General features: G+C 69.7%; 14 protein-coding genes. 5 read left to right on the top strand and 9 right to left on the bottom strand.

Annotated elements, in window-relative coordinates; all coding sequences use genetic code 11:
- Window positions 1-16: 16 nt before the first annotated feature.
- The 4 genes from rlmN to EDD31_RS11395 are packed head-to-tail and all read right to left on the bottom strand — an operon-like array spanning window position 17 to window position 4,311.
- Window positions 17-1,297: a 23S rRNA (adenine(2503)-C(2))-methyltransferase RlmN gene (gene rlmN, locus EDD31_RS11410; protein ID WP_123304259.1), complete on the bottom strand. Its 1,281-nt coding sequence runs from the start codon at window positions 1,295-1,297 to the stop codon at window positions 17-19.
- 37 nt (window positions 1,298-1,334) lie between these two features.
- Window positions 1,335-1,841 (bottom strand): PTS sugar transporter subunit IIA, encoded by a 507-nt coding sequence (locus EDD31_RS11405; protein WP_123304258.1) that lies wholly within the window; start codon window positions 1,839-1,841, stop codon window positions 1,335-1,337.
- Entirely contained in the window at window positions 1,838-4,039 is a 2,202-nt protein-coding gene (gene malQ, locus EDD31_RS11400; protein WP_123305463.1) for a 4-alpha-glucanotransferase, read from the bottom strand. The genes EDD31_RS11405 and malQ overlap by 4 nt, the downstream gene beginning before the upstream one ends.
- 29 nt (window positions 4,040-4,068) lie before the next feature.
- Window positions 4,069-4,311, bottom strand: a complete 243-nt coding sequence (locus EDD31_RS11395) for a PTS sugar transporter subunit IIB (RefSeq protein ID WP_123304257.1) — start codon at window positions 4,309-4,311, stop codon at window positions 4,069-4,071.
- A gap of 139 nt (window positions 4,312-4,450) precedes the next feature.
- On the opposite strand from EDD31_RS11395, the gene ptsP reads away from it, so the two are divergent.
- From ptsP to EDD31_RS11370, 5 genes are all read left to right on the top strand, one after another.
- On the top strand, window positions 4,451-6,172 hold the full coding sequence (gene ptsP / locus EDD31_RS11390; protein ID WP_123305459.1) for a phosphoenolpyruvate--protein phosphotransferase: 1,722 nt from the start codon (window positions 4,451-4,453) through the stop codon (window positions 6,170-6,172).
- 20 nt (window positions 6,173-6,192) lie between these two features.
- Window positions 6,193-6,597: a globin gene (locus EDD31_RS11385; protein WP_123305461.1), complete on the top strand. Its 405-nt coding sequence runs from the start codon at window positions 6,193-6,195 to the stop codon at window positions 6,595-6,597.
- Between the two features lie 48 nt (window positions 6,598-6,645).
- Window positions 6,646-7,578 (top strand): acyl-CoA thioesterase, encoded by a 933-nt coding sequence (locus tag EDD31_RS11380; protein ID WP_123304256.1) that lies wholly within the window; start codon window positions 6,646-6,648, stop codon window positions 7,576-7,578.
- 134 nt (window positions 7,579-7,712) lie between these two features.
- Window positions 7,713-8,780: a hypothetical protein gene (locus EDD31_RS14805; protein WP_170163290.1), complete on the top strand. Its 1,068-nt coding sequence runs from the start codon at window positions 7,713-7,715 to the stop codon at window positions 8,778-8,780.
- 219 nt (window positions 8,781-8,999) lie between these two features.
- Window positions 9,000-9,671, top strand: coding sequence for a hypothetical protein (locus EDD31_RS11370; protein ID WP_123304255.1), 672 nt, complete (start codon window positions 9,000-9,002; stop codon window positions 9,669-9,671).
- Window positions 9,672-9,719: 48 nt separating this feature from the next.
- Here EDD31_RS11370 and EDD31_RS11365 read toward each other — a convergent pair whose 3' ends face one another.
- The 5 genes from EDD31_RS11365 to EDD31_RS11345 form a co-directional block, all read right to left on the bottom strand.
- Window positions 9,720-10,559, bottom strand: a complete 840-nt coding sequence (locus EDD31_RS11365) for a carbohydrate ABC transporter permease (protein WP_170163289.1) — start codon at window positions 10,557-10,559, stop codon at window positions 9,720-9,722.
- Window positions 10,556-11,533: a carbohydrate ABC transporter permease gene (locus EDD31_RS11360; protein ID WP_123304254.1), complete on the bottom strand. Its 978-nt coding sequence runs from the start codon at window positions 11,531-11,533 to the stop codon at window positions 10,556-10,558. The genes EDD31_RS11365 and EDD31_RS11360 overlap by 4 nt, the downstream gene beginning before the upstream one ends.
- The gene (locus EDD31_RS11355) at window positions 11,533-12,852 is read right to left on the bottom strand and encodes an extracellular solute-binding protein (protein ID WP_245991148.1); all 1,320 of its coding nucleotides are present in this window, start codon (window positions 12,850-12,852) and stop codon (window positions 11,533-11,535) included. Before EDD31_RS11355 ends, EDD31_RS11360 begins: the two co-directional genes overlap by 1 nt.
- Window positions 12,853-12,909: 57 nt before the next feature.
- Window positions 12,910-14,088: an ROK family protein gene (locus tag EDD31_RS11350; protein WP_211336113.1), complete on the bottom strand. Its 1,179-nt coding sequence runs from the start codon at window positions 14,086-14,088 to the stop codon at window positions 12,910-12,912.
- Between the two features lie 89 nt (window positions 14,089-14,177).
- Complete coding sequence (locus EDD31_RS11345; RefSeq protein WP_123304252.1) at window positions 14,178-15,695, bottom strand: glycoside hydrolase family 3 N-terminal domain-containing protein; 1,518 nt, start codon at window positions 15,693-15,695, stop codon at window positions 14,178-14,180.
- Between the last annotated feature and the right edge of the window lie 142 nt (window positions 15,696-15,837).

Raw genomic sequence — 15,837 nt, 5'->3', positions numbered from 1 at the left:
GGCCTCCGATGGCCCGCTACTCTGCGGCTGCGAGCTGGCCGCAGGCGCCGTCGATCTCCTTGCCACGGGTGTCTCGCAGTGTGGTGGGGATGCCGGCGGTGTTCAGGCGGCGCACGAACTCGGCCATCACCTGCGGTTCGGAGCTGGTCCAGATCGAGCCGGGGGTGGGGTTCAGCGGGATCGGGTTGACGTGCACCCAGCCGCGGCCGCGGGCCAGCAGCTTCTTGGCGAGCAGGTCCGCCCGCCAGGGGTGGTCGTTCATGTCCTTGATCAGGGCGTACTCGATGGACACGCGGCGGCCGGTCTTGCGGAAGTAGTCGTGCGCCGCGTCGATGGCCTCGTCGGCCTTCCACCGGGAGTTGACCGGGATCAGCTCATCGCGCAGTTCGTCGTCGGGAGCATGGAGCGACAGCGCAAAGGTGATCGGCAGGTTCTCCTCGGCGAGCTTGCGGATCGCCGGCACCAGGCCGACGGTCGAGATGGTGATGCCGCGAGCGCTCATGCCCAGCCCCTCGGGAGATGGCCCCACCATGCGACGCACAGCATTCATCACCCGCTTGTAGTTGGCCAGCGGCTCCCCCATCCCCATGAAGACGATGTTCGAGACGCGCACAGGGCCGCCACTGTCGGGCGCCTCGTCGTCGGCCTCGGCGCCGAGGGGGAGGGTCTCCTCTGCGCCGCGCGCCCCGCCGTCCAGGCCACCTTCGGCGATCAATCGGTTGGCGCGGACGATCTGATCGACGATCTCGGCGGAGGACATATTGCGGGTCAGGCCGTTCTGACCGGTCGCGCAGAAGGGGCAGTTCATCCCGCACCCCGCCTGCGAGGACACGCACAGGGTGATGCGATTGCGGTAGCGCATGAGCACCGACTCGACCAGGGCGCCGTCGAAGAGCCGCCACAGGAACTTCACCGTGGCACCGTCATCGGTGGTGAGCCGGCGCACCTCGGTGAGCAGTGGCGGCAAGAACTCAGCAGCGAGCTGGTCGCGCTCCCCGGCCGGCAGGTCGGTCATCTGCGCCGGGTCGGTGGTGTAGCGAGAGAAGTAGTGCACCGAGAGCTGCTTGGCTCGGAAGCCCGGTAAGCCCAGCTCCTTGGCCTTGGCGATGCGTTCGTCCAGGCTGAGGTCGGCCAGGTGCGTGGGTGGCTGGCTGACCCGTGGCCCCTGAGCGAACTGCAGGAGGGGGCGCCCCTCGGAGTCGGTGCGCTGACGCCATCCCTCAGCGGCAGGACGCACCTGGGGCCGGCCCTCCCCTGGTGCTGGAGAGCCGGTGGGGGCGGCGGGATCGGCAGGCATACCTGCCAGCCTACGTGGGCACGGCGGATGCGGTCCCTCAGAGCCAGGTGTAGAGCTGGTCACCTACCGCGATGGGGTGATCGGGTGGGGCGTGCTGCCCCAGCGCGGCGGTGGGTGCCTCCATGGCGACCACCGGCACGAGAAGGCTGTACCCGGCCTCACGAGCGGCAGCGGGATCGACCGTGACCAGCGGCTGCCCCAGCTCGACGTGTTCCCCGGCGCGTACATGGAGGGTAAAGCCGATGCCCTTGAGTCTGACGGTGTCGATGCCCACGTGGATCAGCACGCCGCGGCGGCGCGCGGGCCCCGTGGTCCGGTCCTCGGCGTCGCGGTGCTGTTCCTCTGCCTCGCTGAGGATCACCGCGGCGTGGGGATGCAGGGTGAGCACTCGGCCACGGAGCGGGCTGACCACCTCGAAGCTGCCGTCGGCCTCGGGGTCGATGGCCAGACCGGCACCGATCATCGCTTGGGCGAAGACCGGATCCGGCACCTCACTGAGTTCACGTACCGTTCCCGAGACCGGGGCCCGGACGGTCAGGCTCATTCCCGGGGTCCGGCCTCGGCACGCGCGTGGCGTGCGAGATCGGCGCGATCCATCTCGGTGCGGATGCGTTCGACCAGGGAGTGCAGGCGAGGGCTGCGCGCGAGCTCCTCGATACTCACGGGTTCCTCGGCACCGTCGGCGAGCGGCAAGCGCCAGTTGGGGTACTCCGTGAAGGTCCCGGGCTGGTTCTGCGTGCGGCGCTCCCCCACGGCATCGGTGAAGGCCATCCCCACCAGCACCGCGGCGGTGCGTGCCACGTAGCCATGCAGCGCCTCGACGATCTCCCGCTCAGTGGGGTCCTCGTTGATCAGGCCCTCGCTCCGGAGAGCATTCAGGATGGCTGCGCGCTCGGACTCGAAAGCCATGCGCTCCACCTCAGCCGGGCGGGTGAGTAGCCCCAGCCGGCGGCGCAGATCGACGTGCTCGCCCGCCAGGTAACCCGCTGAGGGCGGCAGGTCATGCGTGGTGACCGTGGCCAGTGCCCCGGTGCGGTAGCGCGAGGGCGGGAGAGGCCGGCCCTTCCGGGACTTGGCGAACCACAGCACATCGGAACCCAGGACGCCACGTTCGGCGAGCTGTTCGCGGACCTCGGGCTCCACGGTGCCGAGGTCCTCTCCGATGACCACCGCGCCGGCGCGCGAGGCCTCCAGGAGCAGGACACCCAGCATCGCCTCGCCGTCGTAGGTGACGTAGGTGCCCTCCGAGGCCGGTCGGCCCTGGGGAACCCACCAGAGCCGGAAGAGGCCCATGATGTGATCCACCCGGATGGCCCCGGCGTGACGCAGCACCGTCCGCAGCATGTTGCGCAAAGGGGCGTACCCGGTCTCCGCGAGCCGGTCGGGGCGCCATGGTGGCTGCGACCAGTCCTGCCCCTGCTGGTTGTACATGTCCGGCGGCGCCCCCACGGTGACGCCGGTGGCGAAGACTTCCGCGTCGGTCCACACCTCGGCGCTGCTGCCGTGCACGCCCACAGCGAGGTCATGCATGATGCCGATTCCCATGCCGCTCTGGCTGGCCTGACGCTGGGCGGCCGCGAGTTGCTCGTCGGCCACCCACTGCAGCCAGGCGAAGAAGTCGATGCGGCCAGCCAGCCGGCGCCGCACGCGGGCCACATGCGGACCGTAGGCGTCGAGCAGTTCGGGCGGCCAGGGAGAGTTTCCATGTTCCTCGTAGAGCGCGCACCAGAGCGCGAAGTCCTCGAGTCCGCGGCCCTCACGCGCCCGGAAACGCTCGAATGCGGACTGCCGGGCCAGGGAGCGCGGCGCTGCGTAAATGACGCTGAGCGCTTCGCTCTTGGCCGACCACACCGCGTTGCGGTTGAGCAGTTCGGCACTGGAGTTCATCTCCCGGACCTCTTCAGCGGCCCAGTGCACCAGGGCGCGCTCGGGGCCGGCGAGGTAGGCAGCCTCGCGAATGTCCTCGGGACGGATGTAGATGGGGTTGACGAAGCGCCGGGTGGCCGGCAGGTAGGGCGAGTCGCTCATCGGAGCGGTCGGCTCGGCGGCGTGCAGCGGGTTGATGAGCAGGAAGTCGCCGCCCAGCGTCCCGGTCAGGTCGGCGAGCTCAGCGAGGTCAGCCAGATCGCCCAGCCCCCAGGAGTGGGCGGAACGCATGGAGTAGAGCTGAGCCATGGCACCCCAGCCGCGGCCGCCGTCCAGTGGGTCCGGCAGCCGCTGTGGCACGACTGCCACGGTGGTGGTGGCCCGGCGATGGGCGCGGTGACGTCTGCCCTCCCCCACGGCGGCGCGCAGACGATGCCACCCCTGGGGCAGGTCCTCCGGGAGGTCGACGAAGGACCGCGCGATCGGCACACCGTCGACGAGCCGTGGCGCGATGGTGTCCGGACGCAGTGCCATCGGGAGCTCGGTGCCATCCTCCAGCTGGAGCGTGAGCACCACGGAGGTGTCAGCGGGCGCATGGACGGGGATCGTCGTGGTCTGACCGGCCCGCACCACCGCACTGGGCGGCAGGAACCGGCGCCACGGGGCGACCTCGGCATCGTCCAGAGAGGCCAGGACCTCCTTCTCGTCTGCCGCGGGCACCCCGAGGGCGTGCAGCACGGCGCGCACCGTCTCACCGGGGACCGGCCGCATGGAACCGGTGTTGTCCTCGTACTCGGTGGCCACGCCGTGGACGGTAGCGAGAGCAGCGAGGTCGGCATCGACCTCGGGGGGCGCCTGGATGTCGGATTCACTCATCGGTGCAGCGTCACGGGGTAGCGCCACACTCAGAGGAGCTCGTCGATCTCGGCGGCGAGCTCATCGGCGACGGGCCCGACCACGATCTGCACGACCCGGCCGGTGCGCACGACGCCAAACGCGCCGTTCTCCTTCAACTGGTCCTCACCCACCACCGTGGGGTCCTCGACCTCCACGCGAAGCCGGGTGATGCACGGTTCCACGACGCGGATGTTCGCAGCGCCACCGAGGGCAGCCAGGATCTTGTCGGCTTTGCTCTTCTCGCTGGACATGTTGGTGCCTCCGTTGGTTCCGTGCGTAGGGCGATCCTACCCGCGATGCGATGCACTTCACGCCGGAGAACCGCCGGTGAGAGCGCGATTCGCCCGCAATTGCGCGGCACAGGGGCACGAAGCGGGCACAATGTGGCGGATGGGCGATGATTCATGGTCCCACCCGGACCCCCTCCCCGCCGGCCGCTTGCTCCGGGGAGTCGGGGTGAGCCCCGGACGCGCAGCCGGACCGATCGCCCGAGCACGCCCCCAGGCAGGTCCTCCTCCCACAGCGCCTGATGTCGCGGAGGACCGCGTCGAGCACGAAGCCGCACGGGTACGCCGCGCCGCCCGGTGGGTGGCCGCCACACTGCGCGCCGACGCCGCGACCGTCGCCGGGGAGCGCCGCGAGCTGCTGGAAGCCACCGCTCAGATGGCCGCCGACCCGACCTTGGTGACCAGCGCCCAGGAGCTGGTGCGCACACAGCGGACCCCGCCGGCACTGGCGGTCTGGCAGGCAGCGGACCAGGTGATCGCCCGTTTCGGGGAGATCGGCGGCTACCTCGCCGCCCGCGCACGCGACGTCGAGGACGTCCGGGACCGCATCGTGGCTCACTTGAGCGGCCGGCCGGTCCCAGGGGTACCGGTCCACGATCATCCCTTCGTGCTGGTGGCCCTCGACCTCGCCCCCTCCGAGACGGCACTGCTCGATCCCGCCAAGGTGCTGGCCCTGGTCACAGCCGAGGGCGGCCCGACCTCCCACACCGCGATCCTGGCCCGGGATCTCGGCATCCCCGCCGTCGTCGGCCTGGGTGCGGCCGCGGCGTGGGACGGCGAACTGAGCGAAGGCCGCATGCTGCTGGTGGACGGCTCTGCGGGCACCGTGGAGGTGGACCCGAGCCCGGAGTCGGTCGAGGTGGCCGCGCGGCCCTCCGAGGTGCGCGCCCCGACCGGCCCCGGCCGCACCCAGGACGGTCACCGAGTCGAGTTGTTGGCCAACATCGGCGATCCTTCCGGTGCAGCGGAGGCGGCGCAGGCGGGGGCCGAGGGGATCGGGCTCTTCCGCACCGAGTTCTGCTTCCTCGACCGCACCAGTGAGCCCAGCGTGGCCGAACAGGCTGAGGCCTACCGCCAGGTGCTGGAGCGCTTCCCACACAAGAAGGTGGTCATCCGCACCCTCGACGCCGGTTCGGACAAGCCACTGCCCTTCGTCACCAACGCTCGCGAGACCAACCCGGCCCTGGGTCTGCGCGGTTTGCGGACGGCCCGGATCGCCCCCCAGGTCCTGGAGAACCAGCTCGCCGCCATCGCCGAAGCCGGCCAGGGCACTGACGCCGAGGTGTGGGTCATGGCGCCGATGGTGTCCACCGTGACCGAAGCAGAGGACTTCGTCGCGCTGTGCGAACGCCACGGGCTCCCTCAGGCCGGGGTGATGATCGAGGTGCCCTCAGCCGCGATGATGGCCGGGCAGTTGCTCTCGCGAGCAACTTTCGCTTCCCTGGGCACCAACGACCTCATCCAGTACACCCTGGCGGCGGACCGCCAGCTCGGTTCGCTGGCGGATCTCTCGGATCCATGGCACCCCGCCGTGCTGCGCCTGATCGAGGCGAGCTGCCAGGGCGGCGCCCAGCAGGGCCGGCCCGTCGGAGTCTGCGGCGAGATGGCTGCGGCCCCGGCGCTCGCGGTGGTCCTGGTCGGCCTGGGGGTGACGTCGCTGTCGATGACGCCCCGCGCGCTCGGCGACGTGGCCGCGGTGCTGTCCGACACGGACTTTCCCACCTGTCTCCGCCTGGCACGGCTGGCTGCCGATGCCGAGACGGCCGAGGAGGCGCGGATGCGAGTACGCAGCGAACTGCCGGTGCTGAGAGAGTTGGGACTGTGACTTCTCCTTTCTACGACGCGATGGGCGGGCAGGAGGGCTTCCGCCGGTTGGTACGCCGCTTCTATCAGGGTGTGCGCGAGGACGACCTGCTCGCGCCGATGTACCCGCAGGACGACTGGGAGGGCGCCGAGGAGCGGCTGCGCCTGTTCCTCGAGCAGTACTGGGGCGGGCCGACGACGTACTCCGAGCAACGCGGCCATCCGCGGCTGAGGATGCGCCACCTACCCTTCCAGGTCACTGTCGAGGCGCGGGATCGCTGGCTGCGGCATATGCGGGACGCCATGGCCGAGCTCGACCTGCGCGAGGACGTCGCGGCGATGCTCTGGGACTATCTCGAACGAGCGGCGAACGCCATGGTCAACGCGGCGGGCGCCCCCGAGGGCCCGCCGCAACCCGGCGCCGACGTCCGGCGGTCACTGCTCTAGGGACACCGGTGGCGCCGGAATGCGCCCGCCATGCGAGAGAATGAGGCCATGAGCGCCGAGACACCTCCGAGTTCCGACGTCCTCGATCTGCCCACCGATGCTGAGGGCCCACTGGGCCACCTGCTCCGGGCACTGCGCCTGGAGCGCACCGGCCCGAACGCCTTCGTGGGACCGACCCTTCCCACTATCCAGCAGCGCGTGTACGGCGGTCAGGTGCTCGCCCAGGCGATCATCGCCGCTGCCGACACCGTCCCGGCAGCGGGCGAAGGCGCGCGCTCACCTCACTCGGTGCACGGCTACTTCCTGCGCCCCGGCTCTCTGGATCACCCGGTGGAGTTCGCTGTCGAACGTCTGCACGATGGCCGATCCTTCTCCACCCGCCGCACCCATGCACTGCAGCAGGACACGCCCATCCTCTCCATGATTTCCAGCTATCAGGTCGACCAACCCGGACGGGATCACGGCTCCGTGGCCCCGGCGGCCCCGGCGCCGGAGAGCGTGCCCAGCGCGCTGGAGACCTTCGAACAGGTCGATCATCCCGCCGCGCAGTTCATGGTGCGCACCGCTCCCTTCGAGATCCGGCACGTGGGCGGCGATCTCTACCTCGATGCCGGTGAGGCGCGCACCGACCAGCAGCTGCTGTGGATCCGTGCCCGCTCGGAGCTCCCTGCCGGCCTGAGCCAGGTCCACCACCGCGCGCTCCTGGCCTACGCCTGTGACCAGGTGATGCTCGAGCCGGTACTGCGCCGTCACGGGATCTCCTGGCGGACCCGCGGGCTGTCGCTCGCGAGCCTGGACCATGCCATGTGGTGGCACCGGCCGGTGGACGTCGGCCAGTGGTTGCTGTTCGCCCAGGAATCCCCCTCGGCACACGGGGGCCGCGGTCTCGGTACTGCGAGGGTCTTCGCCGAGGACGGCACTCATGTGGCCACCCTGGCCCAGGAGGGCATGGTGCGAGTGCCCGAGGACGCCGGGGCCTGAGCCGGCACCCTGCGGCGCAGCCTCGCCTCAGCTGGGCCTTCCGCCCAGCCCCAAGCGCCCGGAGCTGAGGAAGACGTGGCTGATATCGTCTCGCCGACGTGCAAGACGATCAGGGGCAACTCAGGGAGACCACGATGACCGACCACCCTTCGCACCCGCCTGCCGGCGATGATGCGGCTGCCGGACCGGTTCCCCACCCCCCGGTCCATCCCGAGCACCCCGGCCCGGAACAGCCCTACTCGCCGGATCAGCAACCGGTCTATGAGCAGCCGGCGCCGCAGCAGCCCGGCTACCCTCCCCAGCAGCATCCCTACCCCGGCGCTCCCGGCAGCCAGACGCAGCAGCCCGGCTACCCTCCCCAGCAGCATCCCTACCCCGGCGCTCCCGGCAGCCAGACGCAGCAGCCCGGCTACCCTCCGCCGCAGCACCCCTACCCCGGCGCTCCCGGCAGTCAGGCATCGGCCGGCCAGCACTACGGCCCAGTTCCTGAGCAGCCCGCGGCCCCGAGGAAGCCCAGTGCTTTCGCAGCCTTCGCGCTGGTTCCCCTCACCGTGCTCAAGCGCATCTGGTCGGGCGATACGGGTGCGGCGCTCACCTACCCGGGCGAGCTCGGCCAGAAGCTCGGGAAGGCGCACGGACCGTGGCTCACCGTCGGTGGCACCGTGGTCGTGCTGGCGATGATCACGGGCTTGTTCGGCACCCTGGTCAGCGACATCAGTATGCGGGTGAGTTCGCCCTTCGGTGTCTCGGCGATGACGTACGTGACGAGCATGGTGCTCGTCCCCTTTCTCGCGGGCGCGTCCTTCGTGCTGCGGGTGTTCACCATCCGCTGGACCCTGGGCGTGCGGCAGGTCGCGGACGCCTCACTCGCGGAGGCTGGGAACCTCATGGCCGCCGCGGGCTCGCTCTACGTGGCCTTCTGGGCCGTACTGGTGCCGCTGAGCCTGCTCCCCGGGCCCGTGGGAGGCTTCCTGGTGAGCCTGGGCAGCGCGGCCGTCGGCTTCGTGGCCATCCTGGGTGCTGAGCTGATCATCTACGTGGGGATCGCTCGCCGGGTGGAGTCGCCGAAGGGCCCGCTGGTCCCCCATGTTCTCCTTTCGCTGGCCCACGCGGCAATGGTCTTCCTGCTGGTGGCCATCATCCTGTCCATCAGTTTCGAAGCGATGTTCTACTCGGGCTTCCTGCCCTTCTTCCGCTTCTGAATCCACGGCAATGATTCCGGGGGCACCATGAGCGAGCAGTATTCATCCGGTCACGACGCACAGCAGCCACCGGTGGGCGGACCGCCTCGCGGTGGCCCGCCTGCGGGCTGGCCCGCCAGGCCATCCGGGCCGGAGTCTCCGGCCGGCACCCCGGCGGGTCCGACCGCACCACCGCACTCAGCAAGCTCGCCGTCTGGACCCATCGGTGTTCTCTTCGCCATGATTCCGAAGATCCTGGGGTCGGTCCTGCGCGGTCAGACCAACGATGCGCTTGCGACGCCCTTCGTCGCGGGCCGGCAGATCGGTAGCAAGCACGGGCCCTGGCTCTTCTCCTGCGCAACACTCTCGATCACGGTGGGCCTGACGATCCTGCTGAGTTCCATGGTCGGCGGCGTGCTGAGCAACGGCCTGAGCGGCTGGGCATCGACCGTCTCGCTCTCGGAGCTCCTGGTGCGGTTCTTCGGCCCGGTCCTGATCACCGCGACGCTCTTCATGCTCCGGGTCCTCACTGTGCGCTGGACCTTCGCCACGAGGCAGATCCCGCTCGGCGCCGCCGGTGCGGGGAACATCGTGGCTGCGGCATGGCATGTCTACGGAGCCTTCTGGGTGATCATGTTCCCCTTGGCCCTGATGCCCGGGATCGTCTTCGGCTTTCTCCAGTTCGTGGTCGGCAGCCTGTTGGCCGTGGTGGTGGTGATCGTGGCCGAGATCCTGATCTACGCCGGGATCGCGCGCGCCGTGCCCGCCGGCAAACCCGATCCGCTGATTCCCCATGCACTACTGACCCTGGTGTGGGCCGTCTTCATCGGCGCAACGTCGGTGGTCCTCGGGACCATCGCAGCGGCAGCTCTGGTCGACTCCCTCCTCTCCAATCTCGGCGGCCTGTTCTAGGCACGTCCCGGAGCTGCGGGGCCACGGCAGCCGCGCCTACTGGCGGAGTTAGCCCTTCACCGCGCCGGCCACCAGCCCGGAGGCCATACGCTTCTGCACGATGCTGAACAGGATGAGCACCGGGATCGCGATCAGGGCGGAGCCGGCCATCACCCCGGCCCAGTCGGTCCCAGTCATGCCCTCCTGGAAGCTCTGCAACCACACCGGAAGGGTGACCCGGCCGCCGGAGGAGAGGATCACCAGAGCGAGGGTGAACTCGTTCCACGAGACCAGGAATCCGAACACGCCGGTGGCCACCAGCCCAGGGCCGAGCAGCGGGAAGGTCACGCGGAAGAAGGCGCCCACCTTGGTGCAGCCGTCGATCATGGCGGCCTCTTCCAGATCAGCGGGCACGGAATCGACGAAGCCCTTGAGCATCCAGACGATGAAGGGCATCACGGTGCCCACGTAGAGCAGCGACAATCCGGTGACGGTGTTGATCAGCCCCCAGCCGGAGAGCATGCGGAACTGAGAGATGAACAGCGCCTCGGCCGGGATCATCTGAATGATCAGCACCGCCACCACCATCCCGGTACGGCCACGGAAGCGGAAACGGCTCAGCGCCACGGCCGCCAGGGTGGCCGAGACCAGTGCCACGGCCACCGACAGCAGGCTGACGCGCAGGCTCATGGTGAGCGAGGTCCAGAAGGAGGAGTCGTTCAGCACCCCGAGGTAGGCATCCGGCGTGAAGTCGAAGGGCAGCACCGTGGGTCCGTCGATACGCATCTGCCCCGAGGGCTGCAGCGAGACGTTGATCATCCAGTAGATCGGAAAGATCCACAGCAGCGCTATGGCGATGGCCGCCCCGTTCACGACCAGCTTGGAGCGCCGGCGGCTGGTGGGGTTCACGTCAGATCTCCCTGCTTGCCCAGTAGGCGGACGTAACGCCAGGTCAGGACCACCAGGATCGCGAGCATGACCATAGCCAGGGCCGAAGCCATGCCGTAGTTCCCGCCGCCGATGCCGGTGTGATAGATGTACGTGCCCAGCAGGTTGGTGGCTCGTGAGGAGCCGGCGCCTTGCTGCAGCGAGTAGATCTGCGCGAATACCCGCAGATCCCAGATCACCTGCAGGATCGCCAGCAGGATGAGCACCGGCTTGATGATTGGCAGCACGATATAGCGCAGACGGCGCAGCAGGCCCGCGCCGTCGAGCTGGGCCGCCTCGACCACCGAGTCGTCCACCTGAGTCAGGGCCGCGAAGGTAGCCAGGGCCACCAGGGGCGTACTCGCCCAGACGATGACCGTTCCCGCCACCAGCAAGAAGGTGCCGGTGGACTCCTGCAGCCAGTGGAAGCCCTGGAACTGCTCCAGGCCGAGCGTGACCAGTACGGCGTTCACCACGCCATGCCGGTGGTCGACCATGAGCTTCCAGATCGCCACCGCGGCGATCACCGGGGTGGCCCAGGCGAAGACGAGCACCACCTGAAGCAGAACGCGCACTGCGGCAGTCACGCGCTGCATCATCACCGCGAGGCCGACGCCCACGAACATGGTCGCAGCCGCGCAGGCGGCGGTGAACACCAGAGAGCGCGCGGTGACCGTCCAGAAGTAGCCGTCGCTCAGGATCGCGGTGTAGTTGCTCAGCCACACGAACTCCGGTGGCTGGCCGAACTGCTGGGCGAGGCCGAACTCCTGGAAGGACATCACCACCTGTCGCCACAGTGGGTAGCCCAGGGCCAGCGCCACGAGGCCCACGGGGAGCAGCAGCAGCAGGAAGGGTGTGAGCCGCACCAGCGTGCGGGACGATCCGGCGCGGCGCTCCGGCGGTGGGGCCGGCGAGGAGCCGGCCCCACCCGGGAGCACCTGTGGTTGAGCGGTCATCAGTCGTTCAGGATCGACTCGAGTTCAGCGTCGACGTCCGCGGCCACCTGCTCCACGTCCTCGCCGCGGGCGATCCGGGTCCAGATCTCCACGGGCAACTGCGCGGAGTCGGCCACGCCCCAGGCCGGCGTGTTCGGGGTGAGCTTGGAGTGCTCCACCGCCAGTTCGTGCGCTTCGGCCGTGGGCCCTTCCAGCGCACCGGCGTAGTCGAGGTTGCCGGGCACCCAGCCGTCGGAAGCCAGCAGCTCCTGGAACTCCTGGGCGTAGATCAGCGTGAGCACCTCCTGGGCGAGTTCCTGGTTCGGCGAGGCAGCGGAGATCGCGACGTTGGAGCCACCGGCAAAGGTGACGCCCGGGGTCCCGGGCTCAGTGCCGGGAAGGGCCATGACACCGACCTGGCCGTTCTCCCACATCTCCTCATCGATGTCGGCCTCAGCGAAGGCCAGGGCAGAGAGGAAGCCCACCCGGCCGGCGCTGAAGAGTTCGGGGGCCGCCTGGACCTGCTCGTTGGAGTCCAGCGCGTACTCGGAGCCCTCATCCAGCAGACGCTGGGCCGCCCGCAGGCCCTCGAGGGACTCCGGGCTGGAGAGCTGGGCCTCCCAGGTGCCGTCGTCCTGCTGCACGGCGTATTCCCCGCCATAGGTGAAGAGCCAGCCCTCGAGCGTCTTGGGGTCGGCCGCCGGCAGGTACATGCCGGTGAAGCCGTCCTGGTCCTCGGGGTTGAGCTCGTTGAGCTCGATGGCGGCGTCCTCGAGCTCCCGGATGGTGGTCGGCACCTCGATGCCGGCCTCTTCTAGCAGATCGGCGCGGTAGTAGATGATGCGTGAGCCCATGTACAGCGGCGGCGCGTAGGTCTCTCCCTCCCAGGAGCCGGCCTCCACACCGGACTCCACGAGTGAGCTGCCGCCGAGGTCCTCGAGAATGTCGTCCACCGGCGAGAACGCACCCACCGAGGTGAAGGTCGAGGCCTGGGTGTTGCCGATCTCCAGGACGTCGGGGGTCTGGGAGGAGTCCGGCAGGGAGGTCTGCAGGAGCTCGACGATGCCGGGCCAGGGCTGGATCTGGATCGTCAGGGTCGATCCCTCGTTCTGGCTCTCGAACTCCTCGACCAGCCAGTCGAGCGCGTCCTGGTTCACCGAGTTCTCCATGAACCAGGCGGTCAGGTCGGCGCTCTCGGCACCCTCGGCACCGTTTTCGCCGTCGGCGCCGTTCTCGCCGTTCTCGCCGGCGGGCTCGTCTCCGTTGCATGCGGACAGGATCATGGCCAGGGCGACGCCGCCCACGGCCACGGGGGTGAAGCGGGATCGGATGTGACGCATCTGATGCTCCTTGGGTTGTGATGAGGACCGGCGGGGTGGCCGCCGACAGTGACTGGTTTAGGAGAAGCCGAGCTCGCCGATGAGGACGGGGACGACCGCGCCGGTGAGCACGGCGTCCTCGCCCAGCGGAGAGAAGTGGACATCAAGATCGGCAGCGAGTGCAGGCAGGATCCGCCCGCGCACGGTGCCTTCGAGAGCCTCGATGAAGGCCCCGCCGTAGATCTCGGTGGGGCCGAAGAGCCGGAGCTGCTGGAGGTTGAGCGCGCTGACGATGGGGGCGAGGACCCGGCCCAGAGTGGCGCCGGCCTCGGCTCGGATCCGCTGCGCCGAAGGGCCTGTGTCCGCGCCGAGGCGGGCCCGCAAGGTGGAGCTGGAGACAGCACCCTCGAGGCAGCCCCGGCGGCCACAGGCACACGTCGGACCCTCCTCGTCCACGGTGATGTGCCCGATCTCCCCGGCCGCGAGGCGGTGACCACGGATCAACGTGCCGTGCAGCACGATGCCGGCGCCCACGCCGAGACCCAGGGCGACGGTCAGGAGACCGTGCTCGGGAGCGTGACCGAAGGTGACCTCGCCGAGCGCCAGCACATTGGCGTCGTTCTCCACGTGGACCGGCACGCCGAGGCGCTGGTGGAGGATCTCGGCGAGGGCGAGATCATGCGAAGCGAGGTTGGAGGCCTCCACGAGGTAGCCGGCCGGGTCGACCAGGCCCGGCGTACCGATACCCAGGCCGAGAACAGGGGCGGATGTCAGCGCCAGGAGCTCGCGCGCCAGATCCTCGAGGTGCTCCGCGAGGTGGGCGGGATCTCCCAGAGAGGCCGAACGGCGGTGCAGGATTCGACCCGACAGATCGAGGACCGCACCGCGCGCCACCTTCACCTCGGAGAGATCGAGGGCCACGAGCTGCCGGCTGCCGTGCTGGAAGGCCACCAACGTGGGTGGCTTCCCCACGCGGGGCTGCTTGGCCGTGCCGGCCTCGGCGACGATCCCCTCGGCCAGGAGCTCACTGACGAGATCGGAGATGGTGACCGGCGCCAGCCCGGTCGTGCGCGCCAGCTGAGCCCGCGAGACCGGCTCGCCATGGAAGAGCAGGCCCAGCACCACGGCCCGGTTGTGCGCGCGCACCTCTGCGGGGCGGCGGCGCCGCGATTGCCGCAGGGTCAACCCCGCAGCCACCGCACGCGACCGCCCGCTGGAGCTCTCGAGCGGGGCGGACGTGGCCTGCGTCATAGGCATGCCAATTAGTATGGGCGCCTAAGGAATAAAAGCCAGGGACGAAACAGAACTGTAATGCGGAATTTTCCCGACCGGAACTCGAGAGGGCTTCAGGATGAACTGAGCAGAAGCTCCAGCGCCGCCTCGGCGTTGGCAAGCCCCACACCGTGCGCGAGCACCAGCGTTCCGCCGGGTCCCGGGTCTGGAGCGCCCTCGGCCACTCCCCCGTGGACCACCACCGCATCGGGGAAGGCCGCCAGGACAGCAGCAAGGTCGGCCTGCTCACCAGGATCGGCGAGTGGTTCGCGGGTCAACGCGAGTACCCGCACCCCCGGGTCCAGGCTCGCGAGCGACTCGGCGAGCGGTGGCGAGCCAGGGACGCCCGGCGTGAAGATCGGAGCATCCGGGAAGCGCCGGCGCAAGGCCTTGTGGAAGCCCGGGGCCGTGCGACCGGTGGCCATGTTGGCGCGCCGACGGAGGTCCACCAGCACCGGATCGCCCGCGGCAACGGAGCTACCTTGAGCGAATCGAACCGCCGCGCGGGCCGCCTCAGCACCGACCTCGGTGACGGCGGCCAGTGCGTTGTCGGCATCAACTTCGGCCGCATTCGCCCGGTGCGCGCGGACTCGCTCACGCAGCATCTCGGCCCGCTCCGCAGCCCGCACCAACAATGCCGGATCCAGACGTCCGGATCGCAGTGCCGAGGTGACGGCTTCGAGCGCGCGGACGAAGAGGGCTTCGTCGTCCCGGTTGAGGGTGGTGCCCAGGCAGAGCAGGTCCGCGCCAGCCTCCAGAGCCCGCACACAGGCCTCGCCGAAGGTGGCCAGATCCGTCCCGGCGACGGCGGCCATGTCCACCGCATCGGTGATGATGGCGCGGTCCTCACCGCCTGGCATCTGGCGAGCCAGCGCCGTGACGGCCGGCTCGAGAGTGCCTGGTTCCGGCCCGATCGCGGGGATGTGCAGGTGCCCGGTCATCAGCGAATCCAGGCCTGCTTCGGCGGCGGCGTCGAAGGGGGGCAGATCGCGCCGGCGCAGCGTGTCCTCGGAGACATCGAGGGTGGGCAGCGCGAGATGGGAGTCGACCGTGGTGGCGCCGTGCCCGGGGTAGTGCTTCGCGCAGGCCGCCACACCGCCGGCGTGCAGGCCCCGCACGAAGGCCGCGCCGTGGGCGGAGACCGCGGCGGCATCCGGGCCGAAGGAACGCACGCCGATGACCGGATTCCGCGGCTCCGAGGCCACATCGAGCACAGGGGCCAGATCCACGTCGATGCCGGCAGCCGCGAGCATGGCGCCCAGCGCCTGACCGCCACGCTGGGTGAGATCGACATCGCCGGCTGCCCCGAAGGCGGCCGCACCCGGGAGCGTGGAGCCGGTGGTGGCCTGGAGCCGGGAGACATCCCCGCCTTCCTCATCGACCATCACCAGGAGCGGCCCCGCGGCGTGCAAGGCGTCCGTCAGTGCCCGGGTGGTGGGCACATCCGGAGTGTTCTGCGCGAAGAGCACGACGCCGGCCAGGCCCTCGCGAGCGGCCTCGATCAGCCATGGTGGCGCGGTGGTTCCGGAAAACCCGGGCAGCAGGACCCCGAGGGCAAGCTGACGGATATCGTGATCGGTCTGGGGGGTCATGCGGCGCAACCTCCAGCGGCTGTACAGAATTTTCAGATCGGCCCCTGCCCGGGGAAACTAGTGCCACCATAGACGGAGACGACCAGTGGCGGCATGCTTTGGCGCATGGGTGTCACCGCATCGGAGCGACGATAGAGGTGCC

The organism is Bogoriella caseilytica, from assembly GCF_003752405.1.
Classification (GTDB): domain Bacteria; phylum Actinomycetota; class Actinomycetes; order Actinomycetales; family Actinomycetaceae; genus Allobogoriella; species Allobogoriella caseilytica.
This window is presented reverse-complemented; position numbering and strand designations above follow the sequence as displayed.

What these genes read in the sequence shown, in the direction of transcription:
- rlmN (WP_123304259.1), bottom strand. Translation starts at nt 1,297, where the DNA reads ATGCCTGCCGATCCCGCCGCCCCCACCGGCTCTCCAGCACCAGGGGAG.
- EDD31_RS11405 (WP_123304258.1), bottom strand. Translation starts at nt 1,841, where the DNA reads ATGAGCCTGACCGTCCGGGCCCCGGTCTCGGGAACGGTACGTGAACTC.
- malQ (WP_123305463.1), bottom strand. Translation starts at nt 4,039, where the DNA reads ATGAGTGAATCCGACATCCAGGCGCCCCCCGAGGTCGATGCCGACCTC.
- EDD31_RS11395 (WP_123304257.1), bottom strand. Translation starts at nt 4,311, where the DNA reads ATGTCCAGCGAGAAGAGCAAAGCCGACAAGATCCTGGCTGCCCTCGGT.
- ptsP (WP_123305459.1), top strand. Translation starts at nt 4,451, where the DNA reads ATGGGCGATGATTCATGGTCCCACCCGGACCCCCTCCCCGCCGGCCGC.
- EDD31_RS11385 (WP_123305461.1), top strand. Translation starts at nt 6,193, where the DNA reads ATGGGCGGGCAGGAGGGCTTCCGCCGGTTGGTACGCCGCTTCTATCAG.
- EDD31_RS11380 (WP_123304256.1), top strand. Translation starts at nt 6,646, where the DNA reads ATGAGCGCCGAGACACCTCCGAGTTCCGACGTCCTCGATCTGCCCACC.
- EDD31_RS14805 (WP_170163290.1), top strand. Translation starts at nt 7,713, where the DNA reads ATGACCGACCACCCTTCGCACCCGCCTGCCGGCGATGATGCGGCTGCC.
- EDD31_RS11370 (WP_123304255.1), top strand. Translation starts at nt 9,000, where the DNA reads ATGATTCCGAAGATCCTGGGGTCGGTCCTGCGCGGTCAGACCAACGAT.
- EDD31_RS11360 (WP_123304254.1), bottom strand. Translation starts at nt 11,533, where the DNA reads ATGACCGCTCAACCACAGGTGCTCCCGGGTGGGGCCGGCTCCTCGCCG.
- EDD31_RS11355 (WP_245991148.1), bottom strand. Translation starts at nt 12,852, where the DNA reads ATGCGTCACATCCGATCCCGCTTCACCCCCGTGGCCGTGGGCGGCGTC.
- EDD31_RS11350 (WP_211336113.1), bottom strand. Translation starts at nt 14,088, where the DNA reads ATGCCTATGACGCAGGCCACGTCCGCCCCGCTCGAGAGCTCCAGCGGG.
- EDD31_RS11345 (WP_123304252.1), bottom strand. Translation starts at nt 15,695, where the DNA reads ATGACCCCCCAGACCGATCACGATATCCGTCAGCTTGCCCTCGGGGTC.